At 50.5% G+C, this 23,361-nt stretch carries 2 protein-coding genes; both read right to left on the minus strand.

The genetic code is table 11. The annotated features are described in order from the left end of the window. Positions 1–19 precede the first annotated feature (19 nt). Complete coding sequence (locus VP472_RS11395; protein WP_146277137.1) at positions 20–7,738, minus strand: SDR family NAD(P)-dependent oxidoreductase; 7,719 nt, start codon at positions 7,736–7,738, stop codon at positions 20–22. A gap of 4 nt (positions 7,739–7,742) precedes the next feature. Further along, positions 7,743–23,357 carry an SDR family NAD(P)-dependent oxidoreductase gene (locus VP472_RS11400; protein ID WP_153986672.1) on the minus strand — a complete coding sequence of 5,205 codons (15,615 nt, stop codon included), beginning with the start codon at positions 23,355–23,357 and terminating at the stop codon, positions 7,743–7,745. Between the last annotated feature and the right edge of the window lie 4 nt (positions 23,358–23,361).

Here is a 23,361-nt window from a genome sequence, read left to right on the forward strand (position 1 = left end):
TAGTCCCCTTTTAAAAACGTCACGTTGTCACCTGCCAAAACGAGTCTGCAGGTGCAGTGCTTGTCTCTGCTTTTTTCTCATATTTCTTTAAAAGATCCGCAATGTCCGTTTTTTCATTACTTGTTTTTTCCGGTTCACTTTCCGTGCTGTTCCAGCCGCCCAAAAGCGGGTAGTGTTTTTTTCTGAATTCCGGCGGCTGGGGCGCCCGGTGATATTCCCGCTGCCTTTCACCTCTGTATTCTTCAACGAGGATATGAGCATTTGTCCCGCCGTCAGGAAATGAACTCTGAGCTGCGACGCGGGGTTTCTTCTCTGAATGCCAATCAACGGGTTCACGATTAAAATGAATACGCGACGCTTCAAAGTCATAATGTTCAAATGGCTCACGCGCTGATAAGAAAGGCGGAATCCGCTTATGATAGACGCTCAGCACACATCGGATGAAGCCCGCAAGACCTGAAGACAGAAGCAAATGCCCTACATTCGGTTTCACTGATCCGATCCGGCAGGGCAGAAGCGTTTTCCGGTTCAGCTGATAGACATCTGAGAGCGCCTTGATTTCCACCGAATCAACGATTGGGGAACCGCCTCCGTTCACTTCTATATATCCGATGTCTTCGGGCGACTTTTCCGCCATATTAAGCGCAGTTTGAATGACGTCTCTCTGCGCCCTTATATTCGGTGAACCGGGACCGAGCGTCCGGCCGTCATTGTTTACCGAGACGGCTTTTATGACGCCGTAAATACGGTCTCCGTCCCGCACCGCATCGCTCAATCGCTTGATAAAAACCGCCCCCGCTCCTTCTCCGAGCACTTCTCCCGCTGATTCACGGTCGAATATATGAAACACACCGTTCTCATTTAAAATATGGCGCGCTCCGAATAACCGGTGCGCGGATGGAGATAAGAGCAGACTCACCGAACCGACTAAGGCCGCGTCAATCCTTCCGGCCAAAAGGGCGTCTTTTGCAAAGGACAGCCCGATCAGCCCTGAGGAACATGCTGTATCCACGACAAGGCTCGGCCCTGTGACATTAAAAAATCGTGAAATGTTGGCCGCCAAATAGTTTTGCCCCGCCCCCAAAATCGGATTAGGCGCCTGCAGGATATGTTCCATACCGGCTGAAGGCTGCGCCCTGCCGCCGATGTATACGCCGACTTTCCGGCCCGACAAATCCTTTTGTCCGTACCCGGCATCATAAACGGAATGAACCGCTTCTTCTAATATGATCCGCGCCTGCGGGTCCATAATTGCCGCGTCTTTTTCAGAGATGCCGAAAAAGCCCGCATCAAACATGTCGATATCATCAATCCACCCCGCATAATCCTTTGCATGTGCTGTTGCATGCCAGCGCGATGCGGGGACAGGCCGGATGGCGGTGTTCCCTTTCATCAGCAGCTCCCAAAAAGCATCCGTTCCGCCCGCCCCCGGAAAACGGCAGGACATGCCGACGACGGCAATATCGTCTTCGGTATCCGCTTTCGGCTTCATGGATGTTCTCTCTTCAGCGGCGGCGGTTACATCAGGCTGGACGTCCATGTCTTGAACGAAACCATTTTCTTTTGTCACAAAATCGGTTTCATGATGCGCTGCGAAATAGTCAACCATTTCTGTAATCGTTTGATATTGAAGCATTAAGGACGGTGTTAACTTTATGCTGATCCGTTTTTGCAATGATTGAACCAATTCCGCAAAGAGTATTGAGTCAATCCCGTATTCATCAAACGGCATATCATCTTTTATCTGCTCATCCGTCATTTTCAGTTCTTCGCTGAAAACGGTGCGCACCCATTGACGAATCATATCCTTCACCTTTTGGTCACCGGCAGTGCTTTTTTTCATGGGCGCTTCAGTTTTCTTCACCTTCAGAAGATCACCAAAATCAGCCTTACTGTCTTCGGGAACACACGGAATTCCGCAGCTTTGTCCGTTTAATATGATGTAATCTAAAAACTTCAGTCCGTCTTCGGCAGACAGCCTGGAAAGTCCTGATTTTTGATAAGCAGGTGTTTCCGGCAGGCCTTCAGCCATGCCGGTTTCTTTCCAGACGGGCCATTGAACGGCTTTAACAAACACGTTTCCTTTACCTGCCTGATGATTTGCAAAAGAGTCCATAAATGAATTAGCCATCGCGTAGTCACTTTGCCCCGCAGCAAGCGAAGGAATCAGACCCGAAACGGATGAGAACAAAATAAAAAACGACAGCGGCTCATTCTGAACGGCTTCATAGAGACCGCAAAGCCCAGTTACTTTCGGCGTGCAAACGCTTTCGATTTCAGTTTCGGTTTTGTTATAAAAAGCGGGGTGTTCTCCCATTGCACCTGCGCAATGAAAAACGCCGGTAATCGGTCCCATCGTGCCGCGGATGCTGTCCGTCATGTTCCGGAGCCCCTTTTGATCCGTAAGAGAAACGCTGTAATAACAGATCTCCGCGCCCCGCTCGGCTAACCTCTGCATCCGCTCGGCTTTTTCCGGGAGAATGCCGTCCTTTTTCATGTCTGCCCACTCTGAGGAATCGGGAAGCGGCTCCCGCCCCATGATGACCAGTTTCCTGCATCCGCGTGAAACGGCATGATCCGCCGCAATTGCGCCGATCCCGCGCGATCCGCCCGTTATTAACAGCACATCATCAGACGAATAGGAAAGCTCAGGCGCCGCAGACACATTCGTACCCTGCTTCAGAAACGGCACATAACGGCGATTCAGCCTGTAGCAGCATTCACTGCCGCTTTTGGCCCGCGGCTGTAAAAATTCAGTCTCAATCTGTCTGCTTAATTCTTCTGTATGCTCAATCGCACAATCGCTATCTATCGTAAAAGAATGAATGTTGGCATACTCAGCGCCCAGCATCCGGTACAGCCCCGCCGTTTTCGCCCCTTGCATCAGAGGTTTACTTTCCTTGAAAGGCTGGAGGCGGTGCGTCACTTGGCTGAACACAGCGCCGCTATGATGGAATGATTCAAGAGCCTGCTGTAAAAAGGCAAGCTTTCCGTGTTCTATCTCTTCCCGCCGTTCATATTCCGCATCATATGCGGTTATGTCGACGACCCCGAGTATCTGTTTGTTTTGAAGAGACTCCCGCACTCTGCCGTAAAGGTTTCGCCCCGATGCGGCAGCGTAATAATCGGCGCCGTCTTTTGCCTGATGGATGATGCAGATCGTTTCAATATGGCCGTTTCCTTTAAATAGAGCATCGGCCAATCGGCTCGTCTTATCAGTTGCAAGTATCATTACTGTTCCTGATAAGGCTTCAGACTCCGCCGGATCTTGCTGCTTCCAGTCTTTTTGAAGAATGATCTTTTGGTTTTCCGCCGGTTCGTCTGTCTGTTTCCGGATATCCGCAGGCACAGGCACCCAATACCGCTCCTTCGCGAACGGATATACAGGAAGGCTGACCCGTTTCGGCTTCTCTCCTTCGTATAACTGGTTCCAGTCAACGGCGGCTCCTTTTGCCCACTCAGTGAGCAATCTGGAATATTGCTTGTTTTTCAAAAGTTCGGCCATTCCACTTGTTGAAATATCATCTTGAGCACGTCCGCGGAAACACCCTTCAATTTCCGTTTTTCGTTCAAGTACATCCTTCAGTTTCGCTTGCAGGCCGCAAACGGATGTAACGATCAATGCCAGCCGTTCAGGCATCGCTTCTCTGCCAGCTTGAAGCGTGTAGGCCAGGTCTTTAAGGTTGACTTCTTTTTCCCGTAAAAAGCGGGCATACCGTTTGACATATTCCAATAGCCGTTCTTCATTTTTTGCCGAAAGCAGAAACAGAACCGGCTCGTCTTCCCGTATATTCACCGATTTCTTTTCAGCCTGCGGCGGCAGATATTCTTCTATGACAAAATGGGCATTGCTCCCGCTGGCGCCAAAAGAACTTAAACCCGCTCTTCTCGGCTGGTCAGAATGTGACGGCCGTTCCCATTCTTCCAGCCGGTCCGCCACATAAAACGGCGTATCCGGAAATGGAATATGGGGATTCAGCGTGTCCGCGTGCAATGACGGAAAGATTTCTCCATGCTTCAGCTGCAAAAGCACCTTTGTTAATCCGGCGATTCCGGCGGCTCCTTCTAAATGGCCGATATTTGATTTGGCAGAGCCGATGGCGCAAAACCGCTTCTTGTTTGTCCATTTGCGGAAAGCGCGGCTCAGCCCTTCAATTTCAATCGGATCACCCAGAGACGTACCCGTTCCGTGAGCTTCAATATAACTCAATGTCTCCGGATCAATGCCGGCACTCTGAAAGGAATCTGTAATGACTTCCGCCTGTGATGCCGGATCAGGCACGGTCAAACCGGATGTTTTTCCGACATGGTTTAAAGCGGAGCCTTTTATGACGCCATATATCGGACAGCCCATCTTTTCCGCTTCTTGAACGGTTGTCAGCAACACGGCGCCGACGCCTTCTCCCGGCACATAGCCGTCACCGCCGTCGGCGAAGCTTTTGCAGACGCCTTCTGAAGACAGAAATCCGGCATTCGCCAAAAACGCATATTTATGCGGATGTGTGACCGCATTAACACCGCCGGCAATGGCGAATTCGCACTCCCCCCTTTTAATGCTTTCACATGCCAAATGTATGGATGTGAGCGAAGAAGAGCACATCGTATCAACAGCCATTGACGGCCCTGTAAAGTTCAGGCAGTGAGACACGATATTCGGAACAGAGGCAGGCGTCACGCCCATAGACAGCAGTGTGCCCCGCTGTGTGATTTCAGCGCCGAACAGCTCATAATGGCTCCAAAACACACCTGCGAATACCCCGACGCGTTTTCTTTTTTGTGAAGATGGCCCGCGCGCCGTTCTGTCCTGATAAAAACCGGCATCTTCACAAGCTTCCCAAGCCGTCTCTAAAAACAGCCGCGCCTGCGGGTCCATCATTTCAGCCTGGCGCGGAGTCAGATTGAAAAACAGCGGATCAAAGCTGTCTATGCGATCTAAAAATCCTCCGTAACGGTAGAACTGATCTGCTTCATATGAGAAAGGATAACCTTTCCATCTGTCTTTCGGCATTGTTGTGATACAGTCTTTACCTGAGCGCAGATTTTGGTAAAATTCATCGATGCTTCCCGCCTGCGGATATCTTCCCGCCAATCCGATTACGGCAATATCGTGCTCTTCTGTATGTCTCTCTTGTTTTCGGCTTCTTCTCTTGACAGCTGCATGGGATAATGAAGAGCGGTTCTTGTCTGCCATCGGAACCAATCGGGCCATGCTTTCAGTTACAGCGGGCTCCTTCCCGTATAAAATAACGGATTGCAGCTTGCCGAGACGCAGCATATATTCTAGTGAAGCCATCCCTTCCCCGGCCGGAAGCGGGCTGGTGCCGGTTGCATCATTCATGATCTCTTTCATCAAACTGTCAACCTGCATGCCGCCATCTTCCCAAAGCGGCCAGTTGATCGTCATAGAAGCCCCGGTCCGTTCGCCTTTTTCCGCTTTGCAATCGCGATATTTCATATATTCATCCATAAAAGCGTTCGCTGCGGCATAATCTGTCTGGCCCGCATTTCCGGTCAACGCCGAGAATGAGGAAAATGCGGCGAAAAATTCAAGCGGTTCATGCCGTGAAGCTTCGTCCGCATGAATCAGGCCGCTGATTTTCGGCAGGAACACCCGCTTCAAGTCAGAACTGTCTTTTTGGATGATAAATTGATCTTTTAAAACACCGGCGCAATGAAAAATGCCCGTCAGCCGGCCGAAAGTTTCTGTAATCTGAGCAAATGCCCGCTCTGTTTCGGCTTTGCTGCCGATGTCCGCTTGAACATAAAGAACTTCTGCTCCCAATGCTTTCAGTCTGCTGATCTTCTCAGACTGTTCCGGCGAACGGCCGATGAGTGCGAGCTTCACCTTTTCTTTTTCTGCAAGGTGACGGGCAAGCAGAAATCCAAGACCGCCGAGGCCTCCTGTAATGACATATACGCCGTTTTGTTTCCAAGGAGACTGTGTCTGTCCGTCCGGTTTCTCAATACGTTCGAACAATCTGATCTGCCGCATATTGTCTTTATACCGAATGTCTGTGCAGCCTGCATGAGAGCAGTCTGCTTCTGTTCTAATGATTGCGGCCGTCTCACTTGGCAATCTCTCATTCTTGTCACAGAAGGTGATCACCTGAGTGCGAAGAGCCGGATTTTCCAGATGGGCCGTTTTCAGCATAGCCCCGAGAGCGGAAGACAATGCCGCTCCATTCTCAACGGCGCATACAAGCTGAATCAATGTATGTTCTTTCGGATGGTCTGTCAGTTCCCGTTTGAGCATACGAAATATGCGCTCGGCATCTGCTTCAAACTGCTCATCTGCAACCTCATGCTCCCTTTTCAGTTCTATCACTTCCGCTTCCGGGCAATATGTGCCGAGTTCACCGGTGAGACGGGCTCCTGCATCGGCAGCGATAATGAGATGACGGGTGTGTTTTTGCCCGTTCTGCACCGCCGTTTCCAGCGGATGATCTTTCCAGGCGGGTTCAAAAAACAGAACCTCATCAGCAGTGTCAGCGTCTGATGTATGCCGTTCTTCGGCCGAATCTTTCAGCACACAGCCCGCTTCATTGATAAGGTAATCCGCAAGGCGGCGGACAGATGAATATTCAAAAAGCAGTGTCGGATAAAACTGCTGCTGAAAAGTCTGCTCTAATATCTTTACAAGCTTCAGCAAATGCGCCGAGTCAAGCCCCATATCATAAAAGCCTTTCCGCACATCAATAGCCTGTGCCGGACGATTGATCAGCCTGGCGATTTCCGACTTTATGTAAGTCACCATGTTTTGTTCCGGCGTTTGCTGTTCAGACACGTCTTCTGCGGCCACAGGACTTTCGGGCTCTCCACGGCCGCTTCTGTTCTGCTGAGGCGGCTTCTCTTTGTCTATCAGATGGGTAATCATATTCGCTTGTCTGACCCTTTTTACTGTCAGTTTCTCACATTCGGCCAATACGTTCCCTGCCCTGTCGTAAATCGTGAAATCGGCCGAATAAAAATCAGGTTCGCTATCTGATGCGCCGCTTTCAGTGCGGCTGTTTTTCGCAGAATAAGTGTAAATCGTTTTCGGAAACGGCTGATGTATGCAAAAACGATTGATCATAAAAGGAATATAAGGTGTGTCATTCTGCTTTTGGGCCGACAATGCAAAGGAAGAGCCGGCAAGGGTGGACGCATCTAAAAAAGCCGGATGCGCCTTAAATTTCTCCCGGAATCCTTCAGCCAAATCACTCAGAGTGAGCTCCATTAATTCTTCTTTATCCTGAAGCTGATAAACAGCCCCTTCATTTTTCATAAACTCGCCATGCTCAATATGGCTTCTTCTTGCAATTCCGTAAATGTCATGCATGTCCCATTTTCGGCTTGCGTTTTTCATGAATGCTTCAATATTCAGTTCTTTTGCCCGGGGCGTGTCTTTTTGCAAATAAAGCTGACATTCCATATTCTCATCCCGTTTTCCGCCAAGCGGTGTGCCGTTTTTTGCTTTTTCGCTTGTGATCTCAACTTTCCAGCTGTCACTCGCCGGCGTAAAGGTGACATACAGGTGTTTATCAAACTCTTCAGATGTTACAACAGGCTGCTTAAAAATAATCTGTCTTAATTCTATAGGCCTTTCACCGAGATACCCGGCGGCGAGCCGATACAGCATATCTATTAAAGTCACGCCCGGGAGGACGCGGATTTGATGAACGCGATGATCCCGGACGATATAATTCGAATGGCTGATTTTCTGCAGGAACGTTTTGACTTGATCGGTGGCAACTGCCAATCTATCACACCTCGCTTATTTCAAACATTGCTTCTGTGCCCGCCTCATTTTCTTCCGCTTCGGACAACTGTGCTTTTTCAGGCCAATACCGCTGTTTTCGGTATACTGTCTGGCCGCCTTTCGGTTCCATGGTCGCTTTTCGTTCTCTCGGAATTCCTTCGTTGCTGACAATGATATGGGCGTTATTCCCGCCCAAACCGAACGCGCTGACGCCGGCCCTGAGTATCTCTTTTTTTCCGTCCCACCGCTTCAGCTCAAGCACAGGATAAAGCGGCGAATCATGAAATTGAAAGCGGGGGTTCGGTTTATGGCAATGCAAAGTCGGCGGGAGTTCTTCATTGGCAATCGCCAGCAAAACTTTGATGATTCCCGCCGCGCCCGCCGCACTCAGCAAGTGGCCGATATTGCTTTTGACGCTCCCTACACCGCAAAATTGCTTTTCATCGGAATAAGCAGACAAGACATTGGTTAATCCTTTTAATTCAATCGGGTCGCCGATCAAAGTACCGGTTCCGTGCATCTCTACGTATGTCATGGTGTCCGGCTCGATTTCCGCTGATTGAACCGCCTGCTCAATCAAGTCCTGCTGCGCCCGGGGATTCGGCGTCGTCACCCCCATTGTGCTGCCGTCATTATTTATCGCAGAGCCGTCAATAACGCCGTATATTTTATCTTCGTCTTCTATCGCTTTTTCGAGCGGCTTCAGCATCAGCACACCGCAGCCCTCTCCGATTCCTGTTCCGTCCGCATCGGCATCGAAAGATTTTGAACGGCCATTTGGCGATAAGATTCTCGCCGCGCTCATTGTGAGAAAAGGTTTTTCATCAAGCAAAATGTCAACCCCGCCCGCAAAGGCCGCCTCCGCTTCTCCATTTTGAATAGCCTGCACGGCCAAATGAATTGCCGTAAGCGAACTGGAGCAGGCCGTATCCACGACCAGGTTGGGCCCTGTAAAGTTATAAATGTGCGCCATATGTGCGGTAATAAAATTTTGCCCCGCACCAATAATCGCGTCTTTTTGCAAATATTGAAATTTCTGATGAAACGCACCTGCCCTTGCACCGGCAAAAACGCCGATACGGCGGCCCCAGAGATCCTCTTTTTGATAACCGGCATCGGCCAAAGCTTCCGCACTCACTTCGAGCCACTGCCTTTGCAGCGGGTCTATCATCGGTGCCAGCGTTTCTGAAATATTAAAATACTCCGGGTCAAATTGATCAATATCGTGAATAAAACCGCCCCATTTACTGATGCTTTTTCCTTCTTGATATTCACCCGGCTGATAGTGTTCCCCGGCGTTCCATCTGTCCGGCGGAACTTCAGTGACCGCATCCGTTCCGCTGCGGAGATTCTTCCAAAATTCTTTTATATCCCCCGCTTTCGGAAAATGACAGGCCATGCCGATGATCGCAACCTTTCCCCGTTTCCCGGGCTTATCTGCCGTTTTTTTGCTCTGTTTCGGCGTCTTCTGCAAAGGGATCTTCTCCGCGGGAACCGCTGCATCTGCCGAAAAAGCTTCCAGACAATGTGCGGCTAAATAATCCGCGAGCTGTTCTATGGTAGGGTGTTCCAGAAGGACAGTCGGATCAATTGAAACGGACGGCAGTTTTTGATCGATCTTTGTCAGCACTTGCGCCAGAAAGATAGAATCCATTCCGTATTCCTGAAAAGGCACATCGATATCCATATGCGTTTCATCGATACTCAGCTCTTTTGCCAAAAGCGTCTTCAGCCAAGATTTAATATCAATCCGGTTATGGACCCGTTTTTTTGTTTCAGGAGGTTTGGAAGCTGTTCTCATTCCTTTATGGGCGGCTGGCTTGGCGTTTTCAAGCGCTTTGATGTCCCAATCATGTTTCACTTGTGCCGGCAGCACGACGGTTCCGGGTCTTTCTCTTAAAATGTAATCAAGCATCTTGAGACCTTCCGCGTCAGAGTGCCGCAGCAATCCCGTTTGCTGATACACCCCGCTTTTTGTATCCCTGCTCATGCCCGTCTCATCCCATGCCGGCCATTGTATGCTCATGATGCCGCTCTCATTGTTTTCTGCAAAATAGTCCATATAAGAATTTGCCATCGCATAATCGCTCTGACCCGCCGCAAGAATCGGGACGGCTGCCGAGACAGATGAAAACAGGACGAAAAATGCCGGCGCATCATCCTTTACACTCTCATACAGACTGTGAAGGCCGTCTGCTTTCGGTGCGAGCACCCGCGCGATACTGTCTTTGGATTTGCGGAGAAAAGCAGGGTTTTCACGGTCCGCAATTCCCGCGCAATGCAAAATGCCTCCGACAGGTCCGAGCGTTGTGGTTACCTCTTTTATAAGCCGTCCGACGGCCTGCTTATCCGTCAGATCAACTGCTGAGACGCACACTTTTACGCCCTGTGATTCCAGTTGCCGGATTAACTGTATTTTTTCCGAAATGACAGGGTCTGTTTGCTCAAGATCCCACTCGGTTTTCGGCGGCAGCTCCTTTCTGCCTGTCAGAAGCAGTTTCTTCACACCGTATGCGGAAACGAAATGCTTGGCGCATAAAGCGCCGAGTCCGCGCGTTCCTCCGGTTATCATCAGAACGGCGTCTTTTGGAAACACAGTCCGGTCTGTTTGCACGGCTTCTGGTTCAATCTGATCAGTCTGCCGAAGAACATAGCTGAAGCGCATGCCGTCCCTGTAGCAAACAGCAGACTCCGTTAAGTCTGATTCAATTTCTTGTTTAATAAAAGCGGCTGTCTGCTCCAGCGGCTCTTCAGGATCAATATCGGCGTGACAGGTGAGAATATGGCTGTATTCATGCCGCAGCATGCGATAAAGCCCCGCTTTCTCGATACCATGCATAGCGGCCGCCTTATTTTTGAAGGATTCAAGGCCTTTTGTAAGATAAAGCATTTTCATGTTTTCTTTTCCGCGGCCGTATTCAATCAGCTGCTGCAGCGATGCCACCCAGCTGATGTCCTGCCGCTTTTGCCGGGAGCCGCAGCCGGTGAAGTCAATAAACCCGGAATAGATGGCCGCATTCGGATCCTGTAAGAAAGAGATGAGCTGATTTTCCTGCACAATGTCAGCATCATTCAGCTGTTTTTTCACCTCGGCGGCAAGGTCTTTTGTATCCTCGGAAACGATGAGCGCTATTTTGCTGAATGGCTCGGATGAAGACACTGCCTCGCAAGGCTCCCATGTTTTCTGCAATACTACTGTTTTTTGATTCGAAAGCGGCAGCTGCTCCCGTTTCGGCACCCAATAGCGGTCGGCTCTGAACGGATAGGAGGGCAGGCTGATGCGGCGCGGCTTACTGTCCGTATACAGCTGCTCCCAATCTGTGTCAAATCCGTTTGCCCAGAGCCGCAACACTTTATTGTATTTCTTTTTCTCAATCCAGGCGCTGACGAGGTCAGCAGCGTCTTCATCTTCTGAGAACATGGAGATCGTGTTATTCTCGCGTTTTTTGCGCCCGCTGATGATATCTTCGCTGTTTTTTTCCGTCAGAAACGCGTTCAGTTTTTCAGTCAGTTCCTCTGCGGAGCCTGCAATGATTCCCAGCCTCGCTTCCATTGCGTCCCGTCCGGTCTGCAGTGTGTATGCAACATCTGCAAGATCGATATGGCGGGTTGATCCGTTTTGGATAAAATCCCGAAGGAGACGCGCTCTTTCTTTCAGCCGCTCTTCATTTTTAGCCGACAAAACAAAAAGAGATGACGCTTTCTCACGGGTTTCCGGCTGTTCCGTCTCACTTTTGTCCATGTATTCTTCAATAACGATATGCGCATTGACACCTCCGAAACCGAATGAGCTTACACCCGCCCGGCGGGGAAGGACCCGGCCGTTTTCATCACGCAGCGCTTCCCACTCCTTTGTTTCTGTCACAATGTAAAACGGGCTGTCCTTCAATTTGATATGGGGATTGATGTTCTCGCAATGCAGACTTTTGGCGAGCGTCCGATGTTTCAGCTGCATCAATACTTTGATAACGCCCGCAATACCTGCTGCGAGCTCCAAATGTCCGATATTTGTCTTCACTGAGCCTATCCCGCAATATCCGCCCGGAGCCCCGTCTGTTTGGAAAGCTTTTTTCAATGCATTGATTTCAATCGGATCTCCGAGCGCCGTACCTGTTCCGTGCGCTTCTATATAAGTGATCGTTGACGGGTGAATACCGGCTTTTTGATAAGCGCTTTTCAGCACATCCGTCTGAGCCTGCGGGTTCGGCGCGGTAAGTGACGCTGAGCGTCCGCCGTGATTTTCCGCTGTACCGCGGATGAGGCCGTAGATGTGATCCCTGTCATGCTCAGCCTCTGAAAGCTTTTTCAAGACAATCATGCCGGCACCCTCTCCTCTGACATAACCGTCAGCCTGATCAGAAAATGTTTTGCAGCGTCCGTCTTCACTGAGCATGCCTGCTTTTTGAAAACCGATATGGCCTTCAGGCGTGACGATCGTGTTGACGCCCCCTGCGACCGCCATATCACAATCTCCCGTTTCAATGGCTTTTACCGCGCGGTGAATGGCGACTAAAGAGCTTGAACAAGCGGTTTCTACCGGCTCGCTCGGCCCGTGGATATCAAGAAAATAACTCATCCGGTTCGGCCCGACGGACGGCACGATTCCGGTCATCGTATACCCCTCGACAGGAAGACCCGCCTTATTGATTAAGGTTTGATATCCGCTTCCCAATGTGCCGGTGAAAATGCCGGTTTTTGTTCCGGCAATCCGTTTTGCTGAGTACCCCGCGTCTTCAATGGCTTTCCACACATACATCATTAATAGGCGCTGCTGAGGATCCATCATTTCAGCTTCTTTCGGAGATATCCCGAAAAACAGCGGGTCAAACCCGGCGATTCCATCTATAAAACCGCCCCATTTAATTGACGTTTTATTTGCAGCCGCTGCCGGATCGCCGTCATATTCGCGCCAATCCCAGCGATCCCGGGGAATTTCTGTGATGCAATGCTCTCCTTTTGATAAACGTGTCCAGAATTCATCTATGTCTTTCGCTTGCGGAAAAATACCGCTGATTCCGATAATGGCTATCGGTTCGGTTTTTTCTTCTGATTTTCCTTTTACGGATACGGGCGTTTCCCACTTGACATGAACGGCCGCCGGAGCTTCAGCTTTTCTTATTCCGGCTTTTGGAGCGGTTTTTAAACGCTCTCTTTCTAAGCCGCTGAATGCTTCTTTCCATTCAGATATCAAATGGCCGCTCAGTTTGCGCAATGTCGGAAATTCAAAGAAGATAGTCGGGCTGAGCTCAAGCTGATAAGACCGATTTAATAGATTTGTAAATTCAGTGAAGATGATCGAATCAAATCCGTATTCCGTCAGTTCGCTGTCAGCCTCAATATCTTTCATGCTTACCTTTAAAAGATCTGATACATGCCTCTTTAGTTTCTCTTGAACCCGATCTTTCAGATCTGTTGCATCTGTCTCTGCCGGAGCTTGTCCGGCGGCGCTTTGTTCTTCGCCCAGATCGAAAATATGGCTGCGAATCCGTTTCTCGTCGCCTTCTGCCACCATGACCTGGTGTGCTCCGGAGGCAAAAGCGGCATAAAGCGCCTGGATGCCTGATGCCGATCGCATGGCTTTCATTCCGGTCTGTTCATACATCAGCCGTTCTGTCTCTTTGTCCACACGCATACCGCCTTCTTCCCAAAGCGGCCAGTTGACGGACAGAGTCTGCCCGCTCCGATTGTTGTCCCGCACGAGACGATTTCGGCGGGCTGCATAAACATCCATAAATGCGTTGGCTGCCGCATAACCGGCCTGCCCCGGATTTCCCATGCCTCCCGCCAAGGAAGAAAACAGGATGAAAAAGTCCAGCCGCACATCTTTCGCTGCTTCATCAAGATTGATAAGCCCTTTCACTTTCGGCGCCATGACAGTCTTCCGTTCGTTTTCTGTCTGGTTCAGAATGTAATTGTCGGCGATCACGCCGGCGCCGTGAATGATCCCGTCGAGTGTTCCGTGCTCCTCCTGTATGCCGCGGACGAGGGCGATGACCGCGGCCCTGTCTGTCACATCAACCGGTTGATACAGTACGCGGGCACCCGTCGCTTCCAAGCGCCGTAAGCGGGCGGAGCGCTCTTCATCTAGCGCTTCCGCCCTCCCCGTTAATACGAGGACGGCATTTTTGACGCGGGAGGCTATTTCTTCAGCGAAAATCAGCCCGATGCCGCCCGCTCCCCCGGTAAGGAGGTAAACCCCTTCGTCTTTCCACGGAACGGCGCCGCTTTGAGAGGCCGGCAGGTGACGCCAGTTTCTGACGAAACGTTTGCCGCCTTCATAACGGATTTCCGCTTGTTCAGGATGCGCCCGGTTTTCTTTCAGCTTGGCAAGAAGCGCTGATGCTGACTCGTCCGGATCGGCTTGGATGACTTGGCCGTACAGCTTCGGATGTTCAAGGTGAGCCGTTTTCAGAAAAGCGGCCAGCCCCGCCAATACATTGTCTTCCCCCCTGTCGGGGACAAGAAGCTGGATCAGCGTTTTTTCCTTCTGTTTTTCTTTGATAAGACGCTTGACGATCGCTGACAGCTCCGCCGTGCAGGCGTCATAACGGTCTTCAATCGGATCTTCGCCGTCAGCCGCACATACGGCGCCGCTTATGTCTTCAGCGTTCATTCCGCCATACAGCGTTACGTATCTGAAAGACTCTTCTTGTCCGCCGCCTTCATCCGGCGGTGATTCCTGCCACTTTGGCTGAAGCAAGAGCGGTTTTCCCTCCGTTTCCTCCTCCAGAAAACGGGCGGTGAGCCCCGTCAATCGGACACATACCTCGCCGTTTTCATCACACAGCTCAATATGATAGGCGCCGTCCGCTGAGGAAAGCATCGCCCACATCGTCTCCCGGCACGCAGAAAACACCTGCATATCCCGGAGGGCAAACGGCAGAAACGGCCGTCCGGACGCGGAACCGTCTGAGAGCACGAGACCGATAGAAGCCTGAAGGGCGGCGTCCAGCATGCTCGGATGCAGGATGAACGGCTCCTTTTCTTCGCGGGCGGACGGCGGAAGAGTGAGCTTCGCGAGCACTTCTCCGCTTCCGGCGTAGACGGCGTCAAGCGCCTGATGAGACGGTCCGTAGGTGATGCCGAGACTGTCGAATGCTTCATAGCACTCAGCCTTTGACATGCGCCGGCCGCCGCAGCGCGCCTGAACCGCCTCCACATCGAGTACCGGAGCACGCTCCGTCTCTTCGAGCACGGCCTTTCCCTGGAAAAAGACAAGCGGCTCTTCCCCTTCGGCATACGCTTCAAAAGCGATGTCTCCGTTTTCTTCCGGCTGAAGCTTTACATGAAGCGTCACTCCCTCAGAAAGCACCGTCACCGGACGGAGCCAAACGATCTGTTTGAGCCGGACACCCGCTTTCCCGCCCGGCAAGTCTTCAGCGGCAAGCGTAACGGCGGCCCGGGCCATTTCTAAAGCAGCCGCGCCCGGAAGCACCGGTTTTCCATTGACGATATGATCAGCAAAAAACGGTTCATGCCCCGAAAAAACAGAAGTAAAGCGCTGGGCGGTAAAGGTCGACGTATTCGCATGGATCAGCGGGTGAAGCTTTTCACGTTCAGCTGAATTCCGGCTTTCAAGCTCTCCCTGAAGACAATCGGACGCCCAATACGTCTGCCTGGCAAACGGGTAGCCCGGCAGATTGCCGATTCGCGGCAAAGGTCCGCCATAAAGCAAGTCCCCTTCGATTTCATAACCTTGACAATAAAAATCTGCCAGCACGCATAACAGTTCCTGATATTTTCTATGGTCAGAATATGAGGCGCTGCACTTGCCGAGCACTTCTATTATGTGCTCCTGAATATGCTGTCGGCCTGCAAAGTGCTGCGGTACTTTTCCCGAAAACACATAAGGATGATGTTCATTAAGCTTTGCCTGCTTCCATACATACACTGCGTCATCAGCATCTTGAACCACGATGGCGGCGCGATGGTTAAAGTGATGCCGTCCTTTTAGCAATGTATAGCTGAGCTGGGCTAGATCATTTTCTTTCAGTCCGCCATTTTCCGCCCAAGTGATCATATCTTCGATTTTTTCCTGAAGGGCCTCCTTTGTTTTTGCTGATAAAGTCAGTAAATAAGCAGGGGCATCCGGATGAGGTGAAGCGCTGCGCTTATAGCTTTCCATAACGACATGGGCGTTTGTTCCGCTCATCCCGAATGCGCTGACTGCCCCCATTCGGTTTTTACCCGGCAGAGAAGGCCACTGTTTACCCGTTTTATTCACATAAAAAGGACTCTTCTCCCAGTTGATATAGCGGTTTTCCCCGCTGCAATGCAGACTGGCGGGAATCATTTCACGGGAGAATGCCTGTAAAAGACTGATCAAACTGACAATGCCTGACGCGGCAAACGTGTGGCCGATATTGGTTTTAATTGATGTGAGCGCGCAAAATGCTTCTTCGTTTGTATAGGCAGAAAATGCGTCATAAAGCGCGTTAATTTCCACCGGATCACCGAGTTTTGTCCCCGTGCCGTGTGTGACGATATATTCGATATCTTCAGGGTTGATACGGCCCCGGTCATAAACGGAAGTAAGCAGCCGGGTCTGCGCGACGCCGCTCGGAGCGGTAATTCCGTTTGTTTTCCCATCATAATTGATGCCGCTCGCCCGAATCACCCCGTAAATCGGATCACCATCTTCTTCCGCCTCTCTCAGCGGCTTCAGAACAACCGCCGCGGCAGCTTCCCCGGGAACCATGCCGTCAGCCCTTTTATCAAACGCGAAGCATTTCCCGTTTTCCGACAGCATTCCGGCTTTATCTATCGTTTCAAAAAAGTCCGGGGTATTCATGATATTCACCCCGGCCGCAACAGCTGTTGTGCACTCTTTATTCTGCAGGCTTAATACCGCCTGATGGACAGAAACGAGCCCCGAAGAACATGCTGTATTTATCGCCATCACAGGACCTGATAAATTCAAGTGATAAGCCAGCCGCGCCGCCAAAATACCGTTATGATGAGACGTGACATTGCCTTTGTCCTGTGTTAAAAGGTGATAATCTCCTTCTTCCGCACCCACAAACATACCGATCGTCTGCTGCCTGATGTGACTGGCGCCGTAGCCGGCGTCCTCAAGGGCCCTCCACGCTTCCTGAAGAAGAAGCCGCTGCTTCGGATCCATCGTTTCAGCTTCCCTCGGCGATATTTCAAAAAATAAAGGGTCGAATTCGTCCGCCCCCGGTACAGCGCCGAGTTTCCATTTTGAACTTGTGAAGCCTTTTTTTGCGACCGGTGCGACAACGTCCTTTTCCTGAAACAAAATGTCCCACAGCTCGTCCGCCGTGCGCGCCTGAGGAAATCGGCCGCTCATGCCGATAATGGCAATGGAATCAGCTGCCTGACTGCCCTCGGTTCCGGCGTTCAGCTTATTTCTTCCCCTCTGCTTCTTTCTCTTTTCCGTTCCTGCCTTTTCAGAGACAGATTGATCTGCGGATTCAGGTTTCTTTTCTTCATAGACATGCTCCATGACGGACTTGTGTTCCGTCAGAAAATAGCGGACGACCTTCTCCAGTGTAGAATGCCCGAAAAACAGGGCCGGTGTCACTTCAATTCCGTAGTGAGCGGACAAAGAAGAGGCGAATTCCGCCAAACTGATAGAATCAAAGCCGAAATCAGCCAGATTGTCAGCGTCCGTCAGTCTGTTCTTGTCTATTTTCAAAAGCCCCGCCGCCAGTTCCTTCACATCCCAGCTTACGCATTCTTCCAGTGTAAAGCCTTTCATTTCACTCCGCCTTCCTGAAAACGGGACGTTCCTGTTTACAGAACCCGAATTCGGCCGTTTGCCTTGATCTATCTGCAGGAAGCGTTTGGCCCTCGACGGAAAACCGGCCAGGACGAGATACTGGCTGGACGGCTGGACCAACAATGTTTCAAAAGCTTCGAGTCCTTCCTTTGTATATAAATAACGCTGTCCGCTTGATTTTAAATACATATCGGTGCTTTCCGCCGTGCCGACATGCATCCCCCCTTCTTTCCAAAGCGGCCAATTGATTGCAAGTGACTTGCCGCTTCTGAGTCCGAGGCTCACAAGTTTATCCCGGTGACGGACAAAAGCCATTTGGAAGCGGTTCCCCATTGCGTAGTCACAAGAACCGAAGTCTCCTAAAATCGCTGAAGAAGAAGAGAAACAACAGAAGAAGTCAAGCGGCTCCCGTGACAGAACCTGATCTAACACCGCTGTGCCGTCCGCTTTTGGCGATAAGACTTGCTGAAAGGTTTGCAGATCTTTCTCCAGAATGCTTTCAGTGCCTTGAAGACCTGCAGCGTGAATGACACCGTGAATCGGCCCGCATCCTTTCTCTTTCGCTTCTTGCAAACCTTTCTCCATCTGAGCCTGATCTGCGGCATCCGCCTGCACGTAAAACACCTTGGCGCCTGATTCTTCCAATCTCTTTATCTTGTTCATCACCGGGCCGCCTGCCGCTGATCTCCCCGTCAAAATGAGCGTAACCGGTCCTTTTTCAGCAAAATATCCGGCGAATAATAAGCCTAAACCTCCGCATCCGCCGGTAATCAAGTACGTTTTTCCGCTTTTTATCACACGCTTCTCGACATGGGCAATATCCGTCTGCTTCATTTCCATGACGTGACGGATTTCCCCACTGTACATGACACTGCGGAACGACTCGCTGTGAAGCTCTTCACATACGTTACGGATCAGCTTTTCAAACGGCCCTTTTTGTCCAAAATAAACCGCGGCCGTATCCGTCTCCGGCAGGATCAGTTTCAGCGACCGTTCCAGCCCGATCCATGACTCGGCGTAACTGATATCGGTATCGGTCCCGCACTGAGCGGAAAGAAGGATTCGCCTCGGTTTAGAACGCAAAGAAGCCGCTGCGCGAATCACATGATACAGAATGGAATAGTCTTTCACGGCCTTTTCATCTTCAAGCGGCCATCCATACAAAACGGCATCCGCCTTGCCTGCAGCCGTTTCAATATGCCGAAACGTTTCTTGATATGCTTGTCCGTCAGTGATTTTAATTTGATAATGCGTGTTTGAAAGCTTTTGAGTTTCCTCACCCTGTGAAATAAAAAACACGCCGGCTCCCGGATAAAGGGATTGTAAAGACCGATAAGCATGTTTTCTGGCAGCTTCTCCCGTAAGAAAACAGATGACCGTTTTCAGCTCTTCATGAATGGATTTCTTCAGAGGCTGCTGCGTCCACCTTTCTTCAAATATCATCATCTCGGAGTGTTCCTCTTGCCCGTGATCCTGCTGAGACGGCTGTCTCATTCTCACCCCTTTGATTTCTGCGCATACAATGCCGGTTTCGTCACAAAATTGAATGTCACAGCCGGTTTGATTCTTTTTATTCATATACATCCACATGCCGGATGAGCACGGACGCATGACGCGCAGTTCTTCAACCGCTTCAGGCACGATATGGACTGACGGCTCCGTTTTTGCCAGGACATGAAAAGCTGCGTCCAGAAATTCCGGCGGTAGATGATATCCCGGATTACGGCCGCTTTCATCTGTAAGAGCAAGCTTCGCCCAAATCGCATTTTCTCCCGCATAAAGCTTTTCAATGGTGCGGAACTCCTTACTGATGATCGTTACACCTGATGTGCCTATTGTTTCATAATCGAATGACAGCGGGCGGCAGTCTTTTTGTAAGGAGGCAATATCAAGCATGCGGGACGGCTGTATGTTCCCTTGACCGATGATTCCATAATGATGCAACTTCTCTTCATCACTGTATATTTCATAATGGATGCCTTCCTCGTCTTCAGACAGAAGGGAGAGATTGACGCCCGCACCGTGATGTCCGCCGGTAATCGGATCAGTCCATGCCGCCGTTCGGATCCATATCTCTTTTTCTTCAGAGCTGTCTGTCGCATGATGATAAGCCGCAAGCGCCATTTCTAAATAAACGGCTGCCGACAGAACCCGCTCCCCTCTCACATCCTGAAAAACGTGTTCCCGGCCTGTAAAAGATGTATGATAGCTTTGCTCCGCCAAGGTTGACGTATTTTCATGCAGGAAAGGATGCACATATTCAGTTGTTCCTGTTTTTGGTTCTTCCCGCTTCATCCAGTAGCTTTCTTTTGCAAATGGATAAGACGGCAGACTGATACGATGCGGCAGCGCGCCTTTATATAAAGATGCCCAATCGACGGGCGTCCCGTGGACCCAGGCATTCAAAAGACTGCCAAATTGACGTTTTTCCATCCAATCACTGACTGTGCCTTCCGTTTCTGTGACAGCACTATCACTCCGGCCCGTAAACACCCCGCTTACGGAACCGGCATTATTCAGAAAAGCAGTCAGCTTCTGTTCCAATTCAGAAACAGAGTCCGCTGTCATCGCCAGCCGTTCTTCCATCGGGACTCTGCCGACTTGAAGGGTAAATGCCGCGTCAAGCAGATTTGCATCTGTAATTGTTCCGTTTCCGGCGGCATCCGACAGCAACAGAGCCTGCTCTCGCAAGCGGTCTTTATCCTTTGCCGATAAAACAAAAAGCGCCGGACGGCCGGAGTCCGCCGAAGTCATTTCAGCCGGTTCATACTCTTCTATAAGCAGGTGGGCATTTGCCCCGCCCGCTCCGAAAGAAGATGTACCCGCGATTCTCGGATATTCCCGTGTTACTCCTTCAGTTTCTATGACCGGCCGTCTCCATTCCGCCGTTTCCTGCTGCACGATAAAAGGAGAAGTTTCAAAATCAATTTCCGGGTTCAGCTGCTTTGAATGCAGCGACGGCACCAGATATCCGTGTTTCATCTGAAGAAGAATTTTGGTGACCGCAGCAATGCCCGCCGCACTTTCCAGGTGTCCGATATTGGATTTAACAGAACCGATGGAACAAAATTGCTTTGCATCCGTATAGCGGCGGAAAGCCTTGGTTAACCCCGCGATTTCAATCGGGTCTCCCAAGGAAGTGCCGGTGCCGTGGGCTTCCAGATAGCTGATTGCTCTCGGATCAATCCCTGCCCTCTCCATCGCGTCTGCGATCACTTCCCCTTGTGCATTCGGGTTCGGAACGGTGAACCCGTTCGTTTTGCCGCCGGCATTCAGAGCGCTTCCTTTAATGACACCGTATATATGATCATGATCTTCAACAGCCTTCTTCAACGGCTTTAACACGATACAGCCGACGCCCTCTCCGTCAACAAACCCGTCAGCCTTATCACCGAACGCTTTGCACGCGTTTGACGGCGACAGCATTCTCATAGAAGAAAGTCCGATATAATGAACCGGATCTGTAATCAGGTTTACGCCGCCGGCAATCGCGCATTCAGATGCACCTGTTCTGATGCTTTCTGCGGCGAGATGAATGGCGGTTAAGGATGAGGAGCATGCGGTATCGACCGCGATGCTCGGACCGTGAAAATCAAACACATAGGATACGCGGTTCGGGATAAAGTGGTAGTGGGCCCCTGTCGGATAGTTGCCGTTCATGACACCTGCAAAGACACCAACCTTTTTACCGGCGCATAGTGAATCAGGGGTATATCCGGCATCCTCAAGGGCCGCATAAGCGGTTTCCAGAAACAGTCTCTCCTGCGGGTCCATGCGCTCCGCTTCTTTCGGGGAGATTTTAAAAAACAGCGGATCAAATTTATCAATATCTGTTAAAAAGCCGCCCCACTTTGTATACATCCGGCCTTCCTTACCTTTTGTCTCATCATAGTAGTCCCGCCAATCCCAGCGGTCTTTCGGAATTTCGGTGATTCCGTGTTCACCGGTCTTTAACCGTTCCCAGAACTCATTAACATTTTCAGCTCCGGGATACTTCCCGGCAAGACCGACAATGGCCACTTCAAGGTGTTTTGAGGGCGGTTCGGAAGCGGGCGGCGCTTTTTCAGAAAAAGATGCCGCTTGGCGCTTCGTCAATCCGGCGCTTTTTTTGCGGCTTTGCTTTTTCTGTAGAGTGTGCGGCACCTTTTCGGCTTCTTTATTTGTCTTGAAAATCCCAGCCATATCTTCCTGTCTTGAGCTGACGAGATATTCCGCTAATCCGCCGATTGTCGGATACTCGAAGAACAATGTGCTGCTGATATCAGGGACGTCTTCCCGCACGCGGTTGGTCAGCTGTACGATTAAGATGGAATCGATTCCGTATTCTTCAAGGGGCGTATGGGCTTGAACGTCCTCAATCGGCATCTTTAAGATGACGCTGACGATCTGTTTCAGATACTCTGTGCTTTTTTCAAGCAAAGAGCCGGATGATACCGCTTCAGTATGAGGGAGTTCTTCTGAAAATCGCGCATGCAGTTCGCGCTCCTTCGTTTCAGCCAAGTATGCGGCAAGCTCTTCTATCGTCCGGTATTCAAAAAACAGCGTGCTGCTGATATCAGGGACGAGATCCCGCAGCTCATTCGTCAGCTGAACGATCAGAATAGAGTCAATGCCGTATTCATCCAGAGGAGCCAGCGGGTTTATCTCTTCTGCCGGCATTTTTAATACTTTTGCCGCAGCCCTTATCAGAAAAGCCGCTGTCTTTTCCGAAAGCCCCTCTCCCGCTTGTTTGATGGGGAGCTGACGATCAGAGGATGTTCGCGGTACGTTTGATTGGCGCTTTTGCGCGGTGTAAGCTTCCCTGCTCTGCCTGATGACTCCGTTGCTTTTCGCTGTGATAATCTGCTGGGTGTGCAGACGTTCGTTTTCAGCCGGAAATTGAATGGAATGAAAGCCTTCAGCCATTAAAACGGATTTCCATGTTTCCGGATAAAGACCGGGGCACCCCGGAATCCGCAGCACCTCATCTTCGTACAGCCACCAGCCCTCTAATAAGCCGAATGTAACATGTGTAAACGGCGTATGCCCGCCCAGTTCATTAACGAGCAGCAAACCGTCTTTTTTCAATACGGCTTTTGCGGTCCGTAAGGTTTTCCGGATATTTTTGGTAGCATGCAGCACGTTTGCGGCGATGGCGATATCGTAGGTTTTCAGATGTAATCCCTGGCCCGCCGCAGGCTTCTCCACATTAAACAGCTGATACGTCAAATACGGATTGTCCGCGCCGTATTCCTTTTCGGCATGCATTAAAAAAGCTTTTGACAAGTCGGTATAACAGTATTCCTGAATATGGTTTTGATAGGGGCGGAGCTTTTTAAACAGTGTGCTGCTCGTTCCGCCGGTGCCCGCTCCGATCTCCAGCAGACGGATGTTTGCCTCAGGATTGTTTTTAATTACATTTTCCACATAAATACACGCTTCATTTGCCAGCACATCGTTGTAATAATCAGCGAGAATGTTATGCTTATAGATTCCTTCAACAAGCTCCATTGAAGAATCGGGAAACATCACGTCAGTGGCTTTTATTTTGCCTGTTAAAATGTCAGGCAAAGCTTGAATGACGGTATCCGCCAGCAGAGCCTGCGCTTTCATATCCGGATCTTTCAGCCATTCGTTTTTCTTCTTATGCCACTCTTCCCACACCGCGGCCGTTTCACCGCTTTTAAAATCGCTGTCTAAAAGACGTATGCTTTCTTCCAGCCAGCGCTCATATAAAGGCAGACAGGAAGCTGCCGGCGCTTCGCCGGTCAGACCCATTGAACGCAGCGTCACCCGCAGCACTTGCAGCAAAAGCCGATTCAATTCTTTCATTTGATTGCTTATTTCTGTTCTTAAGGATAACTGTGTACGGTCTTTTTGTTTGTCTCCCTTACCCAAAACC

The organism is Bacillus sp. MT(2024), assembly GCF_036362845.1.
Taxonomy (GTDB): domain Bacteria; phylum Bacillota; class Bacilli; order Bacillales; family Bacillaceae; genus Bacillus; species Bacillus velezensis.